The following is a 15,583-nucleotide window of genomic DNA, read 5'->3' on the forward strand; positions in this document are numbered from 1 at the left end:
AGGACATCTTATGGCTAACCGCCGAGAGCAGCAGACGGACCTCACGCCCGCCGAGGCAACAGACCGCATCTGGGAACTCGCCGAAAACATCGACGTCTGCATGTTCGTGACCTGGGACGGCGAGTACAATCGAGCCCGTCCGCTATCTGCGCGTGTGGTCCGTGAGGAAAACGCCATATACTTCCTCGTCAATGACGACAGCGCCAAGAGCAAGCAGCTGTCGACCTATCCAAAGGTCACATTGGCCTGGAGTGACAACAGCCACTACAAATACGTCACGATGTCAGGCCCGGCCACAGTGACAAATGACAGGGAAAAGATCGCCGAGCTCTGGGAGAAAACTGACTCAGCCTGGTGGGATAATGCCGATGATCCCGAGATTCGTCTGATAACGGTGAAACCCGAGGAAGGCGAATTGTGGGACAGCCCGGGGCTAATGATGGCTACCGCAACGATGGTGTTTGCGGCCGTTACCGGCGCCAAGCCGAATGTGGGCGACAACGCAAAGGTCGAGCTCTGAGCGAGCGGCTAAACTAACCTCTGCTTTAGAGGCAGCGTCGATGAGCATTTTGGAAACCAGCAAGAAAGTGATCGAGAACGTCACCGGTTTCGCAAGACCGCGCAAGCAAGCTGTCGCCGGATTTGTGAGGCAGCGAAAGTCGAATGAGTTCTGGTTCAAGGATGATGGACTTGTACCCAATAATCCAGCATGGCCGCTCGTCGTTTATCGAGGCGCCGTCGAATTGCCCGAAGGACTTGATCCAGCAGCCGTCATGGAGGTGCTTTTCGATGCAAACGGATGGGGCGATAGCTGGCGAAACGGCATCTATGATTACGTTCACTATCATTCGCAAATACACGAGGTTCTGGGCATTGCCCGCGGAAATGCTGAAGTCCGGTTTGGGGGCAAGAAAGGACGAACGCTGTCGCTGAAGGCTGGCGACGTCGCGGTCCTCCCGGCAGGCACCGGGCACCAATGCCTCTCGGCATCCGATGATTTTTTGGTTGTCGGCGCGTATCCTCCGTTTGGGACTTATGACGAATGTAGGAGCAAGGATCAGCATAGCGATGCGCTCGCAACCATCCCCAAGGTGGGGCGTCCGCGCAAGGATCCTGCATATGGTAGCCAAGGTCCGCTTCTGAAAAGTTGGAAGCGCTAATGCATGTCGCTCAAAAGTGGCTCCGGTTTTGAGACGACGAGATGCATAAAACAAAGACCCAAAGCGCGCGTTTTCTGAGTCCGTTCAAACGCGACGCGCTTTAGTCGTCGGGGTCGAAAGCCTTGGCAACTGCGTCTTTCTCAGCCTGCGGCAGGACTGTCATTGTGAGAATGAAGGCTGACAGCAGGAGACAGACGCCATTCGTGATTATGATCGGCCACTCTGCCTTCATGATGCCGAAGGCCAGCCACAAGGCGAAGCCCAACACAGTGATGGCATACATCGGTGCGGAGATGCCGCTTGTCTCTCGTGTCCTGATGATTTTCCAGGCTTGCGGGGTGAAACTGCTCATCGAGCAGACGGTCGCGAGATAGCCGATGAGCGTGACTGTCTGCATTGAAGCGGCCCTGACCTACGTCGCAGATACGCGCTTGAGATCAGATACGCGGACCACGCCGTGCTGGCTGACAAAGGTCAGGGTGGAGTCCGTGCTCTGGCTCTGCGAAACACCGGATATGCGATGGTCGCCTGTGTCATAAATCTCCATCTTTCCATGATCGTCGATGACCAGGCGGCTTTGCTCAGGAAACGCTGCGTAGCGCATATTGTTTTGAGAACCAGCGGCAGATGGGCTCCCAAACTCCTCAGGCCACCATGAGCCGGCGTGGGCCATAGCTGCAGAACGATAGCTCGTGTCGTCGCGTTGTGGCTTGGCGGGATGATCGCGCAGGTAGGCCGAGAGCTCCGCCGCGATAGTGTTGAGCTTCGCCTTGAGGCTGTCATCGAACATGTCGCCGACCATCGTCATGCCGGAGGACCATTGTGACATTCCTCCGAAGTCGACGTGGCTGAACTGGGCCATGGTTCCACCACCACGCCGCAACGCCTCAAGGACAGCCATGACAGCGCCATCAGTGACGCCATGCTGGCGTGCAAGGCGCGCAATCAGTTCAGCTTCCTTTTGAGTGTTTGTCATCATTGCGTCCTTTGAATCGCTTGGCGCCGGCAGTCCTCATTGTTGGCGATAGACATGCGGCCAAATCTAATCACGAAGGAGCGCCACCAGGTCTTCAGGCTCCTTGCCGAGGAAGCTCAATCAAGTTCTATCCAGGCTGGCGCATGATCGCTCGGCTTGTCCCATGCACGCGTTTCGGCATCTACTCCGGCATTCTTCAGGCGATCCAATAGGGATGAACTCAGCAAGAGATGGTCCATCCGGAGCCCGGAACTCCGATCGTACCCGCCGCGGTAGGAGAAGTTCCAATAGGTGTAAATTCCCTTTTCTGGATGAATGCGACGGACGGCATCGATCCAGCCCTGAGCAAGCATTTCGGCGTACGCGCTCCGGCTCTCGGGGAAGTAAACGGCATCGCCAACCCAGCGCCCCGGCACCGCCGCGTCGATCGAGCCTGGAACGACGTTATAGTCGCCGCACAGGATGGTCGGTGAGCTATCGCCGAGCAGCACCTGGCCATAGGTGATCAAACGTTGGAACCAGCGAAGTTTGTAGTCGAACTTCGGCCCCGGCGCTGGATTGCCATTGGGCAAATACAGGCAGCCGACAACAAGCCCATTCACATCTGCCTCGATGTAGCGGCTGTGCGAATCGTCGGGATCGCCCGGCAGACCTCGACGACGTTCCAGCGGCTCAATCCCGCGAGCGAGGATTGCCACGCCATTGTAGGACTTCTGTCCGTGCCAGATTGCGCCATAGCCGGCGTTTCTAATCGCATCGACGGGATATTTTTCGTCAGAGGTCTTCAGTTCTTGAAGGCAGACGATGTCATAGCCGGTTTCGCCAAGCCACTTGAGAAGCACTGGCAGTCGGCCGTTGACGCCATTGACGTTGAAGGTTGCGATGCGGGTCATCTCGACGATTTAACGTCTTTGCGCCGCTTCGATGCGACATAGGGTCGGTAGCCAAATCTTGCCTTTTGTCATCGTCCATCTGCATTTTTGCTCGAAGCATTGGTGCTTTGACCGGAAGCAGCGGATGTCTTTGCATCTTTGGAATGCGCGGCAATCGCCGGACCCGCGCCGGTAGCTTTACGCATATCGCCGCTCCCCTTGCCGTCAGTCGATTTCTTGCTCAACAGTCCTGAGAAATATTTTCCAAAGAAGCCCATCCGACTCTCCATCTTGGCGCTCATTCGGCGCCTTTGCGGGCCCTGAACTCATCTCTGCGCTGTTCTCGCAACTGCCGAGGATCGCTGCGCGAACCACCAAGGGCGCGGCGCCTGACCAGCGCGGCCGAACACTCAAGCAGGAAACATTCCAGTCCTTTGTAGATATGCGTGATCATGTCCTTCATCTCCCGGGACCGCCTCGGCACATAGGTCGCCGAGGCGGTTGGGTAGGCGATCAATCAAGCCGCTTTCCGTTCTGCCGCTCGTTCGTTGACGCCGGCTTCACCGAGGGCAGTCAGCGCCTCGTCGGTGGCCTTCTCCTCCTCAAGTGTCGCATTGAGGAGCGCAACCACGTCATCCTTGCCGAGCGTCGTAGCCCAGGCAATCAGGGTTCCATACCTGGCAATCTCATAGTGCTCCACGGCTTGCGCGGCACCGACGAGCCCTGCATCGAGCGAAGTCGAACCCTTGTACTCCTGAAGGATTTCAGATCCTTCCTCCAGGATGCCGTCGATCGCCGGGCAGGTTTTGCCGCGCGCGGCCGCGCCGAGAATCTCGAAGACCTCCTCCAGACGTTCGACCTGCCCCTCGGTTTCAGCGAGGTGCTTCTCGAATGCTGCCGAAACTTGCTCTTCGGATGCGCCTTTGGCCATCTTCGGCAAGGCTTTCAGAATTTTCTTCTCGGCATAGTAGATGTCTTTGAGGCCATCGAGGAAAAGGTCCTCCAGGTCCTTGTTGTTGCCATTGGCTTTCTTGGCAGTGGGCATTGTGCCGTCTCCTCTGTTGAAAATTGCCCGTCGCGAGCATTTTCTTAACTCGGAAACCCGAACCCGGTTCCGGGATAATGGAGATATCTAAATTTAAAGGGTCCTGCGCTTCACTGAGAACAACGACCACGTCATTCTCGTCGAAGAGCCGCGGCGGGGCGCACGCCATCGGGCTCCCGCCAACGGTCGTGCGGTCTGAGGGCCTGGGACTGCAGGAGACGCAAGTACCGCGGCGGCAGCAGAGCAGTCGGGGCAACGCCTCTCAAGCCTCCTGACCGCTCTGCAGCCGCTTGATTGCTGGCCCTGCTTGCATCCAGGAATTGGGTGATTGGACGCTGCGTATGCAACCAGAATACCTCAGAATGGTTCTAGCTATGATTTGAGCGGGATGGCAGCGAGCGCCGTCCAAAGGTGGCAATTTTTATGGACGTATCACTTTCGCGAACCGCAGACGACAACATCAAAACCGGCAAGAGCGGCTTGCTGCTTGTCTCGGACAATTATGACGCTTTCGCTGTGCGCGTGCTGGCGGCAAGGAGCGCTGAGCGCAGCCTCGACCTGATGTATTACCTTTGGCATGATGACCACACCGGCCGCTTGCTGCTTCGCGAGGTTTTTCGAGCTGCTGAGCGCGGTGTTCGGGTGCGCATGCTCCTTGACGACGTCAATCCGCGTAAAAATGATGCGGCATATCTGGCGCTGAACAACCATCCAAACATCGAATTGAAGTTGTTCAATCCGAGCGGTATCAGGCGCGGCCGGATCATGCGTGGTGTGGAAGTGCTGTTGCGGCTCTTTGCATTGACGCGACGGATGCACAACAAGGCTTGGATCGTTGACGACAAATTTGCCATTGTCGGCGGTCGGAATGTTGGCGATGCCTATTTCGATGCGGCAGAAACCAATTTCCGGGACCTCGATCTGCTGCTCCTGGGGCCTGCGGTACGGCAAACCGCGGCGATATTCGATGCCTTCTGGGCTTGCAATGAAGCCAAGCCAATCAAAACCTTGGGATCAGTGGCTGAGCATGAGCATGCCAAATGGCTTGAAGGAAGCGATACCGGCCCCGATCCCAAATTCCTGAACGGCATCGGCAACCGGGGCTCGATCACGGAGTTTATTGCGGCCAGCAACGACGTTCATTGGGTGGATGGCGTGCGGGTCATTTCCGATCCGCCGGAGAAGGTTCGTGGTTGGAGACGTCGCAGCTGGCTTATGAAAGAGCTGCGTCCGATCATCCAATCCACGCGCGGGTGTCTGGAAATTGTGTCGCCCTATTTCATCCCCGGCAAAAGGGGCACAGCGATCTTGCTGGACCTTGTCGGCGCCGGTGTTGACGTTTCGGTTCTGACCAATTCCCTGGCCGCCACGGACGTCGCCGCAGTCCATGGCGCTTACGCAAATTATCGCAAGCGGCTGCTGAGGAATGGCGTCAATATTTTCGAGCTTCAGCCGTTCAACCGGCGCTCGGCAATCTCGGTGTTTGGCTCGAAGGGCGCCAGTCTGCATACGAAAGCTTTCACCGTCGACGACAATATCGGCTTCGTCGGTTCCTTCAATTTCGATCCACGGTCAGTGTCCTTGAACTCGGAAATGGGCGTGCTGTTTGAGGATCCGAAATTGGTCGCCGAGCTGCGGCATCGATTCCAATCGGAAATATCTCCGGAAACAAGCTATCGGCTCGAACTGAAGCACAATGTTCTGCATTGGCATGGATGCGGCGAAGGCAAGATTCAGGACTATACGCATGAACCAGAAGCCGGATTTTTTCGCCGTATCCTGGCGGTCTTCGTCCGTCACCTCCCGATCGAATCTCAGCTCTAGCATCTGATGATGGCCGAGGACCTCGCGATCTCAGCGAATTGCCCTGCCGGGGATCGCGTGAGCGAAACGTGAAACCCTGATCTACCACGGGTCAGCCAGACCGCATCACACCCGGTTCTTCGACAACCGCGTCGCCAATCCCATGCTGTCCGGCGTCCGGATCACTCGGCAACACGTCGGAAAAATTGACTGTGGCGACCAGGTATCCGGCTTCATCGTAGACCTTGATAGTCGATCCCGATTGCTTGGTTCCTGACCCAGGATCCGCCGCCACCGCTACGCGCGCCATCTCTATTGCTCTCGGACTGGCCATCTCCGCACTCGCTAGCTCTTCCTCGAGAGCGGTAGTCTGGCCGGATACTGTCGTCTCAAAGCGGAATTTTGGCATGGGCAACCTCCTGTTCCTATGCAATTCCGGTGTCCGGGTTGCGTTCCAAAGAAACAGAATTGGTGGGACGCAGCTAAGATCGCCGCGATGGCCAGACCCGTGTCGCCACGAAGGTCAGCAAACCCGTGATCACAATCCAGGCCTGCACCTCGCGTTGGATGGTTGGTCCAAGGTTCGATGTCTGTCGCGACGGGCTCTCTGCCTCCACTATCGGTTGAAGGTCGGACCGACTGCCGAGACGGACGGAATAGGCCCGCGTGAACTCGGCGCCGAGCAGGAATATCTCAGACGAATAGTAAACCCAAAGCAGCACGACCAGCAGTGCACCCGCCGCGCCATAGGAGGATGCAATCGCGCTGGTTCCGATATACCAGCCAATCAGCGACTTGCCGATGGTGAAGAGCAAAGCGGTCACTGCCGCGCCAATTGCGACATCGCGCCAAGCGAGCGACCGGTCCGGCAGGATCTTGAAGATCGCGGCAAACAGAGCGGAAATCAGCACGAATGATACAATGCCGTTTATCGACGCGAGAATGATCGTGCCGAACGGCAGATGGGCGTTGATGACAGCGCCAAGCGCGGAAATGGCGGCACTCGCCGCCAACGACACAAGCAGTAGAAATCCCAACGCTGCAACCAGACCCAGGCTGGCCGCCCGCGCCCGCACCAATCGCGACACAGACATGGGTGGTGGGTCAATCTTCCAGATTGTGTTGAGCGAAAGCTGCATTTCGCCAAACACCCCGGAGGCTGTCACGAAGAGGGTGACGATGCCCACCAAGGTGGCAACAGTGCCGGCGGTTCTGTGAGAAGCGCTTTCGATGGTGCTGCGCAGAAGGTCGCCGGTTTGCGATCCCATCACGCCTGCGATTTCGGCCGACAGAGCGAGTTGAGCTGCTTCATGCCCAAAGACAAGTCCAGCAATCGCAACAACGATCAACAAGATCGGGGCCAGGGACGTAACGGCATAGAACGCCATCGCCGCACCGTGGCTGAGGGCATTGTCGTTGATGAATCCGAGGATGCTCTCCTTGCCAAGAACCCAGGCTTCGCGTGCCACCCGCATGGGGAATTCCTTTTGCCTCAACGAGCAACCTAGTGCTGTCGGCAACGAAAGCGAGACCTGCCGCCAGTGCGCGAGGCGCGATACCGAGACACGCCCGCTTGTCTCTGCACGAACGGCCAGAAATGTTCCATGCGGCGCCGGAACTCGCCGGGCTCGTAGTGGTTATCGGTCATCCGATTGGAGTGATCAAAAATGCCTGATAATGAAAACCGTCGCGAGACCGGCGCAACGAAGTACCCGGCTAGAACAGGTCCTGATCCTTCGGATGCGTTCTCTCAGGATGCGGCCGGCAACAAGAAACCCAAGAGTGGGGTCGGTCTGACGCGGCCAGTCAATGAGGTGGATGACAAGACGCACCAATCCGATGGCCAGAACGCCCCGGCGAGGCCGGGCGGCGGAAACACGGTCAAGCCATGAACGTTGCCAATCTTCAGCTTGAAGGGTTGATGATGGCGGTCGCGTCAATCAACAACCTGCTCGTTCACAAAGGTCTGCTGTCAATTGACGAGATCGATACCGCCCTGCGAAAGGCAGAGGCGTCCATGACAGGTGACGAGCGGACCTACGAAGACATGTCACCGGCCAACCGTGACGCGATCTGCTTCCCGATCCGGCTTCTGCAGATCGCAAACAACGCGCAAGGCGAACTGGACATCCCACCATTTTCAGAGCTTGCAAAAATGGTTGGGCAAACCAAGGAACCTTAACGTCAGCGGTGACGACACCTGTAGTCTCCGTGAAGGCCTCATTTGACGCCGATGCCGCTCTGAAGCGGAAAGCAGCATCGGCGTCGTCTCGGCTATAAACCGAACCAAATCTCACCCACTGCGTTGAGTCCCGGCGTTGCGTCATTAGTCGGGGCACTTCCATGAAAACGGGCGAGCTTTCAACCTACCGGGCCAAAAGGGATTTCGCGAAGACGAAAGAGCCCAGCGGCGAAAGCTCGATTGCGGGTTCGAACCGACTCCGGTTCGTCATCCAAAAACACGCGGCCACGCGGCTGCACTATGATCTTCGCCTCGAGCTTGGCGGGGTCTTCAAATCATGGGCTGTGACCAAAGGTCCATCACTGGATCCTCACGACAAACGACTTGCCGTGGAGGTTGAGGATCACCCGCTGGAGTACGGCGACTTCGAAGGCACGATTCCCAAAGGACAATATGGTGGCGGCACGGTGCAGTTGTGGGATCGCGGATATTGGGAACCGGAAGGCGCCATGTCTCCCGAAAAGGCGTTGGAAAAAGGCGACCTGAAATTCACGCTGCAGGGCAAGCGCCTGCATGGAAGTTTCGTCCTAGTGCGCATGAAGCATGACCGCAATGGCGGGAAGCGGACCAACTGGCTGCTGATCAAACACCGCGACAAATACGCGACAGAGGGCAATGGCGATGCGGTGCTGGCTCAGGATCGATCCGTCGCCTCGGGTCGGAGCATGGAGAGGATTGCAGCGGGGAAGGGGGCAGGTCCGAAGCCGTTCATGATGAAAGGTTCATCGTTGGCCGATGCGGATGCCGTTTGGGACAGCAAGCGCGGCCATGCCGACAAGCGCGCCGCCAGGTCGGCAAAGCCTGCTCCGCGGCCGAAGCGAGCCGCTGGTGCCTCAGCGGCGAAGATGCCCGACTTCATCCCACCACAGCTTTGCGCAACGCTTTCCCGGCCGCCGGCCGGGACGAACTGGGTTCACGAAATCAAGTTTGACGGTTATCGCGTCCAGTTGCGCGTGGAAGACAAGGACATCGCCCTTAAGACCCGCAAGGGTCTTGACTGGACGGAGAAATTTGGCGCCATCGCAAAGGAGGCCGCCAGCCTCCCCAACGTCATCATCGACGGCGAAATCGTAGCGCTTGACGAGAACGGCGCGCCCGATTTTGCCGCACTGCAGGCGGCGCTGTCGGAGCGCCGGACGAAGGACCTGATCTACTTTGCTTTTGACCTGCTCTTCGCAAATGGCGTCGATCTGCGAAAGATGCCTCTCTCACAACGGAAGGAACGTCTGAGCGAGATGCTCGGCGAAGTCGATCGCGGCGCGCAAAATCTCATCCGCTATGTCGAGCACTTCAGCAATGGCGGCGACGCGGTGCTGCGTTCTGCCTGTCGCCTGTCGCTTGAGGGGATTGTCTCCAAAAAGGCCGATGCAACCTATGTTTCGGGGAGGACCGACACCTGGGCAAAATCGAAATGCCGCGCCGGGCATGAGGTGGTCATCGGCGGCTGGTCGACGACCAACGGCAAATTCCGGTCATTGCTCGTCGGCGTCAATCGCGGTGAACATTTCGCCTATATCGGCCGTGTGGGGACCGGGTTCAGCGAGGCAAAGGTCAAGCAGCTGATGCCCAGGCTGCAGGAGATGAAAGCCGCGACGTCGCCGTTTACCGGCGATGGCGCACCGAAAAGGAATTCAACCGTCTTCTGGACGAAGCCGGAATTGGTCGCGGAAATCGAGTTCGCCGGCTGGACCGGGGGTGGCAATATCCGGCAGGCCGCCTTCAAAGGCCTGCGTGAAGACAAGCCCGCAAAAGACGTCGAGGCCGAGCGTCCAGCTGATCCTCAAGAGACGCCGATTGCCGACCCTGCCAAGGTGACTGGCAAGACAGGAAAAAGCCCGGTTGTCATGGGCGTCATCATTTCCAAGCCGGACAAGCCGCTTTGGCCGAATGCCGGCGACGGTCAGCCCGTCGACAAGCTCGATCTTGCAGAATATTTCGAGACCGTTGGCCCCTGGATGATCAGACATATCAAAGGTCGTCCCTGTTCACTCGTGCGCGCGCCGGATGGCTACGCCGGCGAGCAGTTTTTCCAGCGCCACGCAATGCCAGGCACATCCAATCTGCTGGAACTGGTGAAAGTCTTCGGCGATCACAAACCGTATCTGCAAATCGACCGCGTCGAGGGTCTGGCCGCGATCGCCCAGATAGGCGGCCTTGAGCTTCACCCCTGGAATTGCCAGCCGGGTCATCCCGAAATACCTGGCCGACTTGTCTTCGACCTTGACCCTGGTCCGGAAGTCCCTTTTGCGAAGGTGGTCGCGGCTGCCAAGGAAATGCGCGATCGTCTCGAAGATCTGGGCTTGGTGAGCTTCTGCAAAACCACGGGCGGCAAAGGCTTGCATGTCGTGACGCCATTGGCGGCCCAACGCAGCAAGACGACATGGGCCGAGGCCAAGGCCTTCGCAAAGGCCGTCTGCATCCAGATGGCGGCAGACAGCCCGGATCTCTACCTCGTCAACATGGCCAAGAAGCTGCGGACATCCCGGATTTTTCTCGACTATCTCAGGAATGATCGCATGGCGACAGCCGTCGCCCCTCTCTCCCCTCGCGCCAGGGAAGGCGCGACTGTATCCATGCCGCTGACCTGGAGTCAGGTGAAGGCGGATCTCGATCCGAAAAAATACACCGTTCGCACGGTTCCGGGCCACCTGAAAAAGACCGTCGCCTGGGCCGACTACGACGATGGCGAACGGTCGATCAGCATCGCCATCAAACGGATCGGTTCAGCAAAGCTCGCCGCATGACGACGTCGGTTCGCGCAAGAACGCCATGACAGCTGCGGCTACCGCGTCGGCTGCTTCTTCGGCCATATGATGTCCGCTATCGATCCGTTGGCCCTTCAGTTCGGTGGTCCAGGGTCGCCAAACATCCAGCACGTTGCCGTAAAGTGCCTCAAGATCATCGCGGGCGGACCAGAGCGCCAAGGTCGGGCACGCGACCCGGCGACCAGCTTTCCTGTCATCGGTATCGTGCAATTGATCGATGGCCAGACCTGCCCGATAGTCTTCAAGCATGCCGTGAACAACATTCGGATCGTGGATTGCGTCCTTGTAGTCGACATAGGCCTCAGCCCCCATGGACTCGGCTGAGCCGCCATACCACGCGTCAGGATCGGCCATGATTGCGCGTTCGGGCTTGTCCGGCTGTGCAAAAAAGAACCAGTGCCACCAGAGCTTCGCAAAGCGGGCGTCGCAGCGTTCGAGGGCTTCCAGGATAGGGACGCTATCCATAACGATCAGATGGCTGATCGCTGACGGGTGATCCATCGCTGCTCGGAACGCTGTGTAGCTGCCGCGGTCATGGCCTGCGATCGCAAACCGGCCAAAGCCGAGATGTCGCATGAGAGCGATGCAGTCCCTGGCTTTGGCACGCTTGGAGGATCCAGCATGGTCCACGGCGTCCGCCGGTACCGAGGACCGGCCAAAGCCCCTCAGATCGGGGCAGACAACTGTGTGGTCGGCGGCGAGAAGTGGGGCTACCCGGTGCCAGGTAACGTGCGTCCGAGGATGGCCATGCAGCAAAAGAAGCGGCGGGCCTGAACCTCCATACCTGACTCGCAGTGAGGACTCGGGCAGATCCACAGTCTCTAGCTTGAATCCTTCAAACATCCGCTTTCTTTGTCGTCAGACTGTGAAAACAAGGCCGTGTCCGTCTTCAACCCACGCCGGTGAAATTGGTTTCGGGCATTTGTCCGTTTGGAGATTTCTCTCATTCCCAATGGTTCGACCGCCGTTCAGATCCGCCAGCCCTGGCGCTGGCTTGCAGGTACGAGGCCCGAAGTCCAACCTCCTGCCTCACCGGTCTCTGGGATTGCCCTGGGTGGGGTCGCGCGCCCGGGTGTAGCCCTCGACGCGAGGCAAACCGTCATCCATCCTGATAAACGGCAGCCGCATTTCCCAATAGGCCTGGGCTTGGGGATGGAACTTCTCGGGCGCGTCCATGAATCCGATCGAGATGTAGAACTCATTTGGCAAGCCTTCATCGGTGTACCCAATCGAGGTGCCACATTCCGAACAGAAGGAGCGCACGACGCCCCTGGTTTTCGAAAATGTTTTTGGTTTGGGGCCGAGCCAATCGACCTGATCTGGACGATAGCCAATCCAGACGTCAGCGGGCTGCCGACCGCTCGTCGGCAGTCATCGTCGTGGTCGAAACAAATCCAAAAGGGATCGCCACTGAATTCAGCTGTGATGGCTCCGCAAAAGCAATGCCCTCGATCAATCCGGGCCGGTTTTCTGATCGTCGTTCGTGGTTTGTCGTCCATGGTAGTCTTCCGGCCAGCTTGGTGGCGTAACGCCGCGGACGGCAAGCAGTTCCTTTGGACGTCACAGAGCCGCAGATGCGCGCAACCGGCGGGCTGCTCGTCAATATCATTTGAGGCAGGTCAGGCCTTAATTTGTTGGGAACATTTTTTCAGGTCCGCACTTTGTTCGCCGTCTGACCAAAGGAGGCGACCTTGAAAACACGACGCATCGACAGGGAAAAGATCGAGAGGGCGGATCGAGAAGCCAAGTTGCTGTTGGAAGCGGAGCGGCATGCCAGGGAAGCCAAGACGGCGCGGCTTAGAGAACAGCGACAGTTATTGGAGGCATCGACAGCGCGGAGTCCGCCCGCGCCCGTAGCCGCAAAGCAGCCGCCCCGCCAACGAAAGCCGACGCGCAAGGTAATCGAGGTGGACTGACGGTTTGGTCAGTTGGGGCTTTTGCCAAGGTGGGGAGTTGATATGACAGGGCAGGGGATCCGGCAGCATGAATACCAAAGCGGTAAGTCCGGTCGTCGCCAAAGCCACGGCTGCTCGGCGTGCTGGATCAGGGCCTCATCACCGGTGCGTCCGACGACGATCCTGCGAGAGCCGCTGAAAAAGGCGCCCGAGCGGGCCGAGAACCAGCGAATCCGGCTGGACACTTACGTCGGGAACAATCGCACGCGCGGACCGTTCCCCAAGCGATCTTCACGCTCAGGATTTGCTCTTGTTGCAGCGACCGGATGAAATTCTCAACGAGGCTTCGCAAACGGTTGGTGATCCTCTTGAACGCGACGCCGGAGGTGGGGAGCTAACTGGCGATCGCGCCATAGCGCGTCGTCTGGTTGTCGTCTCGAACAGGCTGGGGAACATTCGCGATCTGTCGCAAGCCGGCGGACTTGCTGTAGGCATCGGGGATGCGTTGGCCGAGCGTGGAGGCCTGTGGCTAGGAGCAAGCGCCGAGTATCAGGACTACGCCGCGAGCGACGAACCGCTGATCCGCTTGGAACGGGTGGGAAAGATCGAGACGGCTGCGCTTACCCTGCCCTATGAGGAGTATTCGCTCTATTACAATGGCTATGCCAACAGCACGCTGTGGCCACTTTTTCATTACCGACTCGACCTGGTGAACCACCGGGCAGAGTTTCTACACGCCTACCGGCAGATCAATGCGCGGTTCGCTAAGGCGCTCGCAGGACTGCTGTCGGGCAACGACGACCTGGTGTGGGTTCACGACTACCACCTTATCCCCTTGGCCGCCCAGTTGCGGCCGCTGGGAGTCCGGAATCGGATCGGTTTTTTTCTTCACATACCGTTCCCGCCGCCCGACCTGTTTGTAGCCACGCCCGACCATGAAGAACTCATCGATGATCTGCTTCAATATGACGTCGTGGGGTTCCAGACCGAAACGGACGTGGGGAATTTCCGGCGCTCAGTGCAGGCGGCCAACTCCACTACTTTTGATATCAATGGTTCGGCTGAGATGAACGGCCGCACGGTGTTATCGAGGTGTTTTCCGATAGGCATCGACGTCGATTCAATCGCACGCATGGCCAATGAGGCGGCGGAGGATGTGCAGATCGATTCCATGCGCCGCCAGATTCTGGGCCTCAAGCAAATCATCGGCGTCGATCGGCTGGACTACTCCAAGGGTCTCCCCGGCCGCATGCAGGCTTTCGCTCGTCTTTTGGAAAGGCATCCGGAACACGAGCGAGCGGCAACCTATTTGCAGATTGCGTCGCCGACGCGGGAGGAGGTCAGCGCCTATGCCGACATCCGGGCCCAGCTTGAGGCAACCGCCGGCGCGGTCAACGGAAGATACGCGGATTTGGCTTGGACCCCGATCCGCTACATCCACCGTGCCGTATCACGCTCTCGGCTTGCTGGCCTGTTGCGCGCTAGCCAGGTCGGATTGGTCACGCCCCTGCGTGACGGAATGAACCTCGTCGCCAAGGAATACATAGCCGCGCAGGACGAAGCCGATCCCGGAGTGCTGGTATTGTCGCGCTTTGCAGGTGCGGCCGAAGAACTTGCCGAATCCTTGATCGTGAACCCGTATGCGGTCGACGAGGTTGCCGATGCGATCGCAAAAGCGCTCGCGATGCCGCTTGACGAAAGAATTGCAAGGCATAGTGCACTGCTCAAGCGCATCAGGCGCAATGACGCAGCAGAATGGCGGCGGTCATTTCTCGCCACGCTCGCGGGCGAGAACTAGCGCCTGGCATCGATGCCTGAATCCGTCCGTGTGTCACGCGTCCCACACGGTCATAGCCCGGCAATAACCCGGCTGGCCTAGCAGTTCGAAAGGCCTTGAAGCTGATCATGTACCTTGTCAGCCCGCATCAGAAACTTTTCGCTCGTTGCCGGAAGCGCGATAGCCCGCCTCAATCGGTGGACTATCGAAGGTTCCACGGAACACACCGCCGGTCCGGTCGTTTGGGCTCTGATAGGAGATCTGCGATGACAAGGAACCCCACGCGAAAGGACAGTGATCTCTCTGAAAAAGAGGCAATCAAGTTGGCCGAAGTCACCGACGTGTCACCCGGGCAGGCCAAAGAGCTTGCAGCCGAGCACGGCAAAGACGGCGCCAAGAAGGAAGCAAGAAATTACAAGGCGGAGGGCTGACTATGGCGGCCAGTGGATCCGCAAACGACAGAGACGCACGAGCCACCCTCTACGCACAAGGAGTAATGGAAGCCGAGCGTAAAGCGCGGGAAGAGAAAACGGCGCGATTGCGCAAAGCCCGTTTGGCGCATGAGGCGGTCAATCCGCCTGCACCCGAGCAGAAACCGGCAGTGCCGGAAACGCCAAAGCGGGTCGCCAAACCAGGCAGCCGAAAAGCTGGAGAAGATTAACTTCAGCTTTCTTCAGCTGTGCCGGTGGCCGGCGCCGGGGAAGAGCAGACCGTGCGGTCGATCTGCACGATAAATTTGTACTTCATCGAATGACACAAAGGAGTCCAGTGATGACGGAGCATGTGTCCCGGAAGGAAGAACAGCGTGGCACCCGAAATGTACTCGGGTGGGGCGTCGTCATTGCGGCTGTGATCTTCGTCGCACTGCTAGCCTTCTTTGTGTTCATACCCCTTTCAGGCGGATCGTGGCAGACATCGCCAGTAAAGCGCACCCCGGAACAGAACCAAGGCGGCAATGCCCCCGCCGAGACATCACCCGCGCCCGGCGTTAAAAAGAACCCGCAAGAAAATACCGAGATGCCAGGGCAGCAGTGATCGACCTTGGGCT

Annotated in this window: 18 protein-coding genes and 1 pseudogene; 8 read left to right on the forward strand and 11 right to left on the reverse strand. The window is 58.4% G+C overall.

What is annotated here, in order from left to right:
- The first annotated feature begins 10 nt into the window (after positions 1-10).
- Both NKJ18_RS07485 and NKJ18_RS07490 read left to right on the forward strand, forming a co-directional pair.
- Complete coding sequence (locus tag NKJ18_RS07485; RefSeq protein WP_023739555.1) at positions 11-520, forward strand: pyridoxamine 5'-phosphate oxidase family protein; 510 nt, start codon at positions 11-13, stop codon at positions 518-520.
- 40 nt (positions 521-560) lie between these two features.
- The gene (locus NKJ18_RS07490; RefSeq protein ID WP_023739554.1) at positions 561-1,160 is read left to right on the forward strand and encodes a cupin; all 600 of its coding nucleotides are present in this window, start codon (positions 561-563) and stop codon (positions 1,158-1,160) included.
- Positions 1,161-1,260: 100 nt separating this feature from the next.
- Here NKJ18_RS07490 and NKJ18_RS07495 read toward each other — a convergent pair whose 3' ends face one another.
- The 6 genes from NKJ18_RS07495 to NKJ18_RS07520 all read right to left on the reverse strand — a co-directional run bounded on the left by NKJ18_RS07495 (position 1,261) and on the right by NKJ18_RS07520 (position 4,053).
- A complete protein-coding gene (locus NKJ18_RS07495) occupies positions 1,261-1,557 on the reverse strand; it encodes a SemiSWEET family sugar transporter (protein ID WP_023687830.1) in 297 nt (98 codons plus the stop codon).
- A 15-nt stretch (positions 1,558-1,572) separates the two neighbouring features.
- A complete protein-coding gene (locus NKJ18_RS07500; protein WP_027048655.1) occupies positions 1,573-2,136 on the reverse strand; it encodes a hypothetical protein in 564 nt (187 codons plus the stop codon).
- 116 nt (positions 2,137-2,252) lie between these two features.
- Positions 2,253-3,029, reverse strand: a complete 777-nt coding sequence (gene xth, locus NKJ18_RS07505; protein ID WP_023700027.1) for an exodeoxyribonuclease III — start codon at positions 3,027-3,029, stop codon at positions 2,253-2,255.
- A 68-nt stretch (positions 3,030-3,097) separates the two neighbouring features.
- On the reverse strand, positions 3,098-3,310 hold the full coding sequence (locus tag NKJ18_RS07510; protein WP_245259911.1) for a hypothetical protein: 213 nt from the start codon (positions 3,308-3,310) through the stop codon (positions 3,098-3,100).
- Entirely contained in the window at positions 3,307-3,471 is a 165-nt protein-coding gene (locus NKJ18_RS07515; RefSeq protein WP_023713350.1) for a hypothetical protein, read from the reverse strand. Before NKJ18_RS07515 ends, NKJ18_RS07510 begins: the two co-directional genes overlap by 4 nt.
- A 54-nt stretch (positions 3,472-3,525) precedes the next feature.
- Complete coding sequence (locus tag NKJ18_RS07520; protein ID WP_023681150.1) at positions 3,526-4,053, reverse strand: YciE/YciF ferroxidase family protein; 528 nt, start codon at positions 4,051-4,053, stop codon at positions 3,526-3,528.
- Positions 4,054-4,476: 423 nt separating this feature from the next.
- On the opposite strand from NKJ18_RS07520, the gene NKJ18_RS07525 reads away from it, so the two are divergent.
- Positions 4,477-5,877: a phospholipase D family protein gene (locus tag NKJ18_RS07525; RefSeq protein WP_023700029.1), complete on the forward strand. Its 1,401-nt coding sequence runs from the start codon at positions 4,477-4,479 to the stop codon at positions 5,875-5,877.
- 91 nt (positions 5,878-5,968) lie between these two features.
- Here NKJ18_RS07525 and NKJ18_RS07530 read toward each other — a convergent pair whose 3' ends face one another.
- Complete coding sequence (locus NKJ18_RS07530) at positions 5,969-6,265, reverse strand: hypothetical protein (RefSeq protein ID WP_023668045.1); 297 nt, start codon at positions 6,263-6,265, stop codon at positions 5,969-5,971.
- A gap of 73 nt (positions 6,266-6,338) precedes the next feature.
- Entirely contained in the window at positions 6,339-7,331 is a 993-nt protein-coding gene (locus NKJ18_RS07535; RefSeq protein ID WP_023700031.1) for a YihY/virulence factor BrkB family protein, read from the reverse strand.
- 192 nt (positions 7,332-7,523) lie between these two features.
- Between NKJ18_RS07535 and NKJ18_RS07540 the strand changes: the two genes are divergently transcribed.
- The 3 genes from NKJ18_RS07540 (at position 7,524) to ligD (ending at position 10,842) form a co-directional block, all read left to right on the forward strand.
- Complete coding sequence (locus NKJ18_RS07540; RefSeq protein WP_155921617.1) at positions 7,524-7,748, forward strand: hypothetical protein; 225 nt, start codon at positions 7,524-7,526, stop codon at positions 7,746-7,748.
- A complete protein-coding gene (locus NKJ18_RS07545) occupies positions 7,745-8,038 on the forward strand; it encodes a hypothetical protein (protein WP_023687836.1) in 294 nt (97 codons plus the stop codon). The genes NKJ18_RS07540 and NKJ18_RS07545 overlap by 4 nt, the downstream gene beginning before the upstream one ends.
- A gap of 161 nt (positions 8,039-8,199) precedes the next feature.
- Positions 8,200-10,842: a DNA ligase D gene (ligD, locus tag NKJ18_RS07550; protein WP_352758035.1), complete on the forward strand. Its 2,643-nt coding sequence runs from the start codon at positions 8,200-8,202 to the stop codon at positions 10,840-10,842.
- On the opposite strand, the gene NKJ18_RS07555 is transcribed toward ligD, so the two are convergent.
- From NKJ18_RS07555 to NKJ18_RS32990, 3 genes and pseudogenes are all read right to left on the reverse strand, one after another.
- Positions 10,822-11,706, reverse strand: a complete 885-nt coding sequence (locus tag NKJ18_RS07555; protein ID WP_023748072.1) for an alpha/beta fold hydrolase — start codon at positions 11,704-11,706, stop codon at positions 10,822-10,824. The two genes, ligD and NKJ18_RS07555, sit on opposite strands and share 21 nt — an antisense overlap.
- Before the next feature lie 186 nt (positions 11,707-11,892).
- On the reverse strand, positions 11,893-12,039 hold the full coding sequence (locus NKJ18_RS07560) for a hypothetical protein (RefSeq protein WP_352758036.1): 147 nt from the start codon (positions 12,037-12,039) through the stop codon (positions 11,893-11,895).
- A 12-nt stretch (positions 12,040-12,051) separates the two neighbouring features.
- Positions 12,052-12,362 (reverse strand): annotated as a pseudogene (locus tag NKJ18_RS32990) (GFA family protein); the annotation flags it as partial.
- 706 nt (positions 12,363-13,068) lie between these two features.
- Between NKJ18_RS32990 and NKJ18_RS07570 the strand changes: the two are divergent.
- Together NKJ18_RS07570 and NKJ18_RS07575 are read left to right on the forward strand one after the other, a co-directional pair.
- Positions 13,069-14,556, forward strand: coding sequence for an alpha,alpha-trehalose-phosphate synthase (UDP-forming) (locus tag NKJ18_RS07570; protein ID WP_352758037.1), 1,488 nt, complete (start codon positions 13,069-13,071; stop codon positions 14,554-14,556).
- Between the two features lie 750 nt (positions 14,557-15,306).
- Complete coding sequence (locus NKJ18_RS07575; protein WP_023681159.1) at positions 15,307-15,570, forward strand: hypothetical protein; 264 nt, start codon at positions 15,307-15,309, stop codon at positions 15,568-15,570.
- The last annotated feature ends 13 nt before the right edge of the window (positions 15,571-15,583 follow it).

This window comes from Mesorhizobium sp. M0217 (assembly GCF_040321955.1).
Taxonomy (GTDB): domain Bacteria; phylum Pseudomonadota; class Alphaproteobacteria; order Rhizobiales; family Rhizobiaceae; genus Mesorhizobium.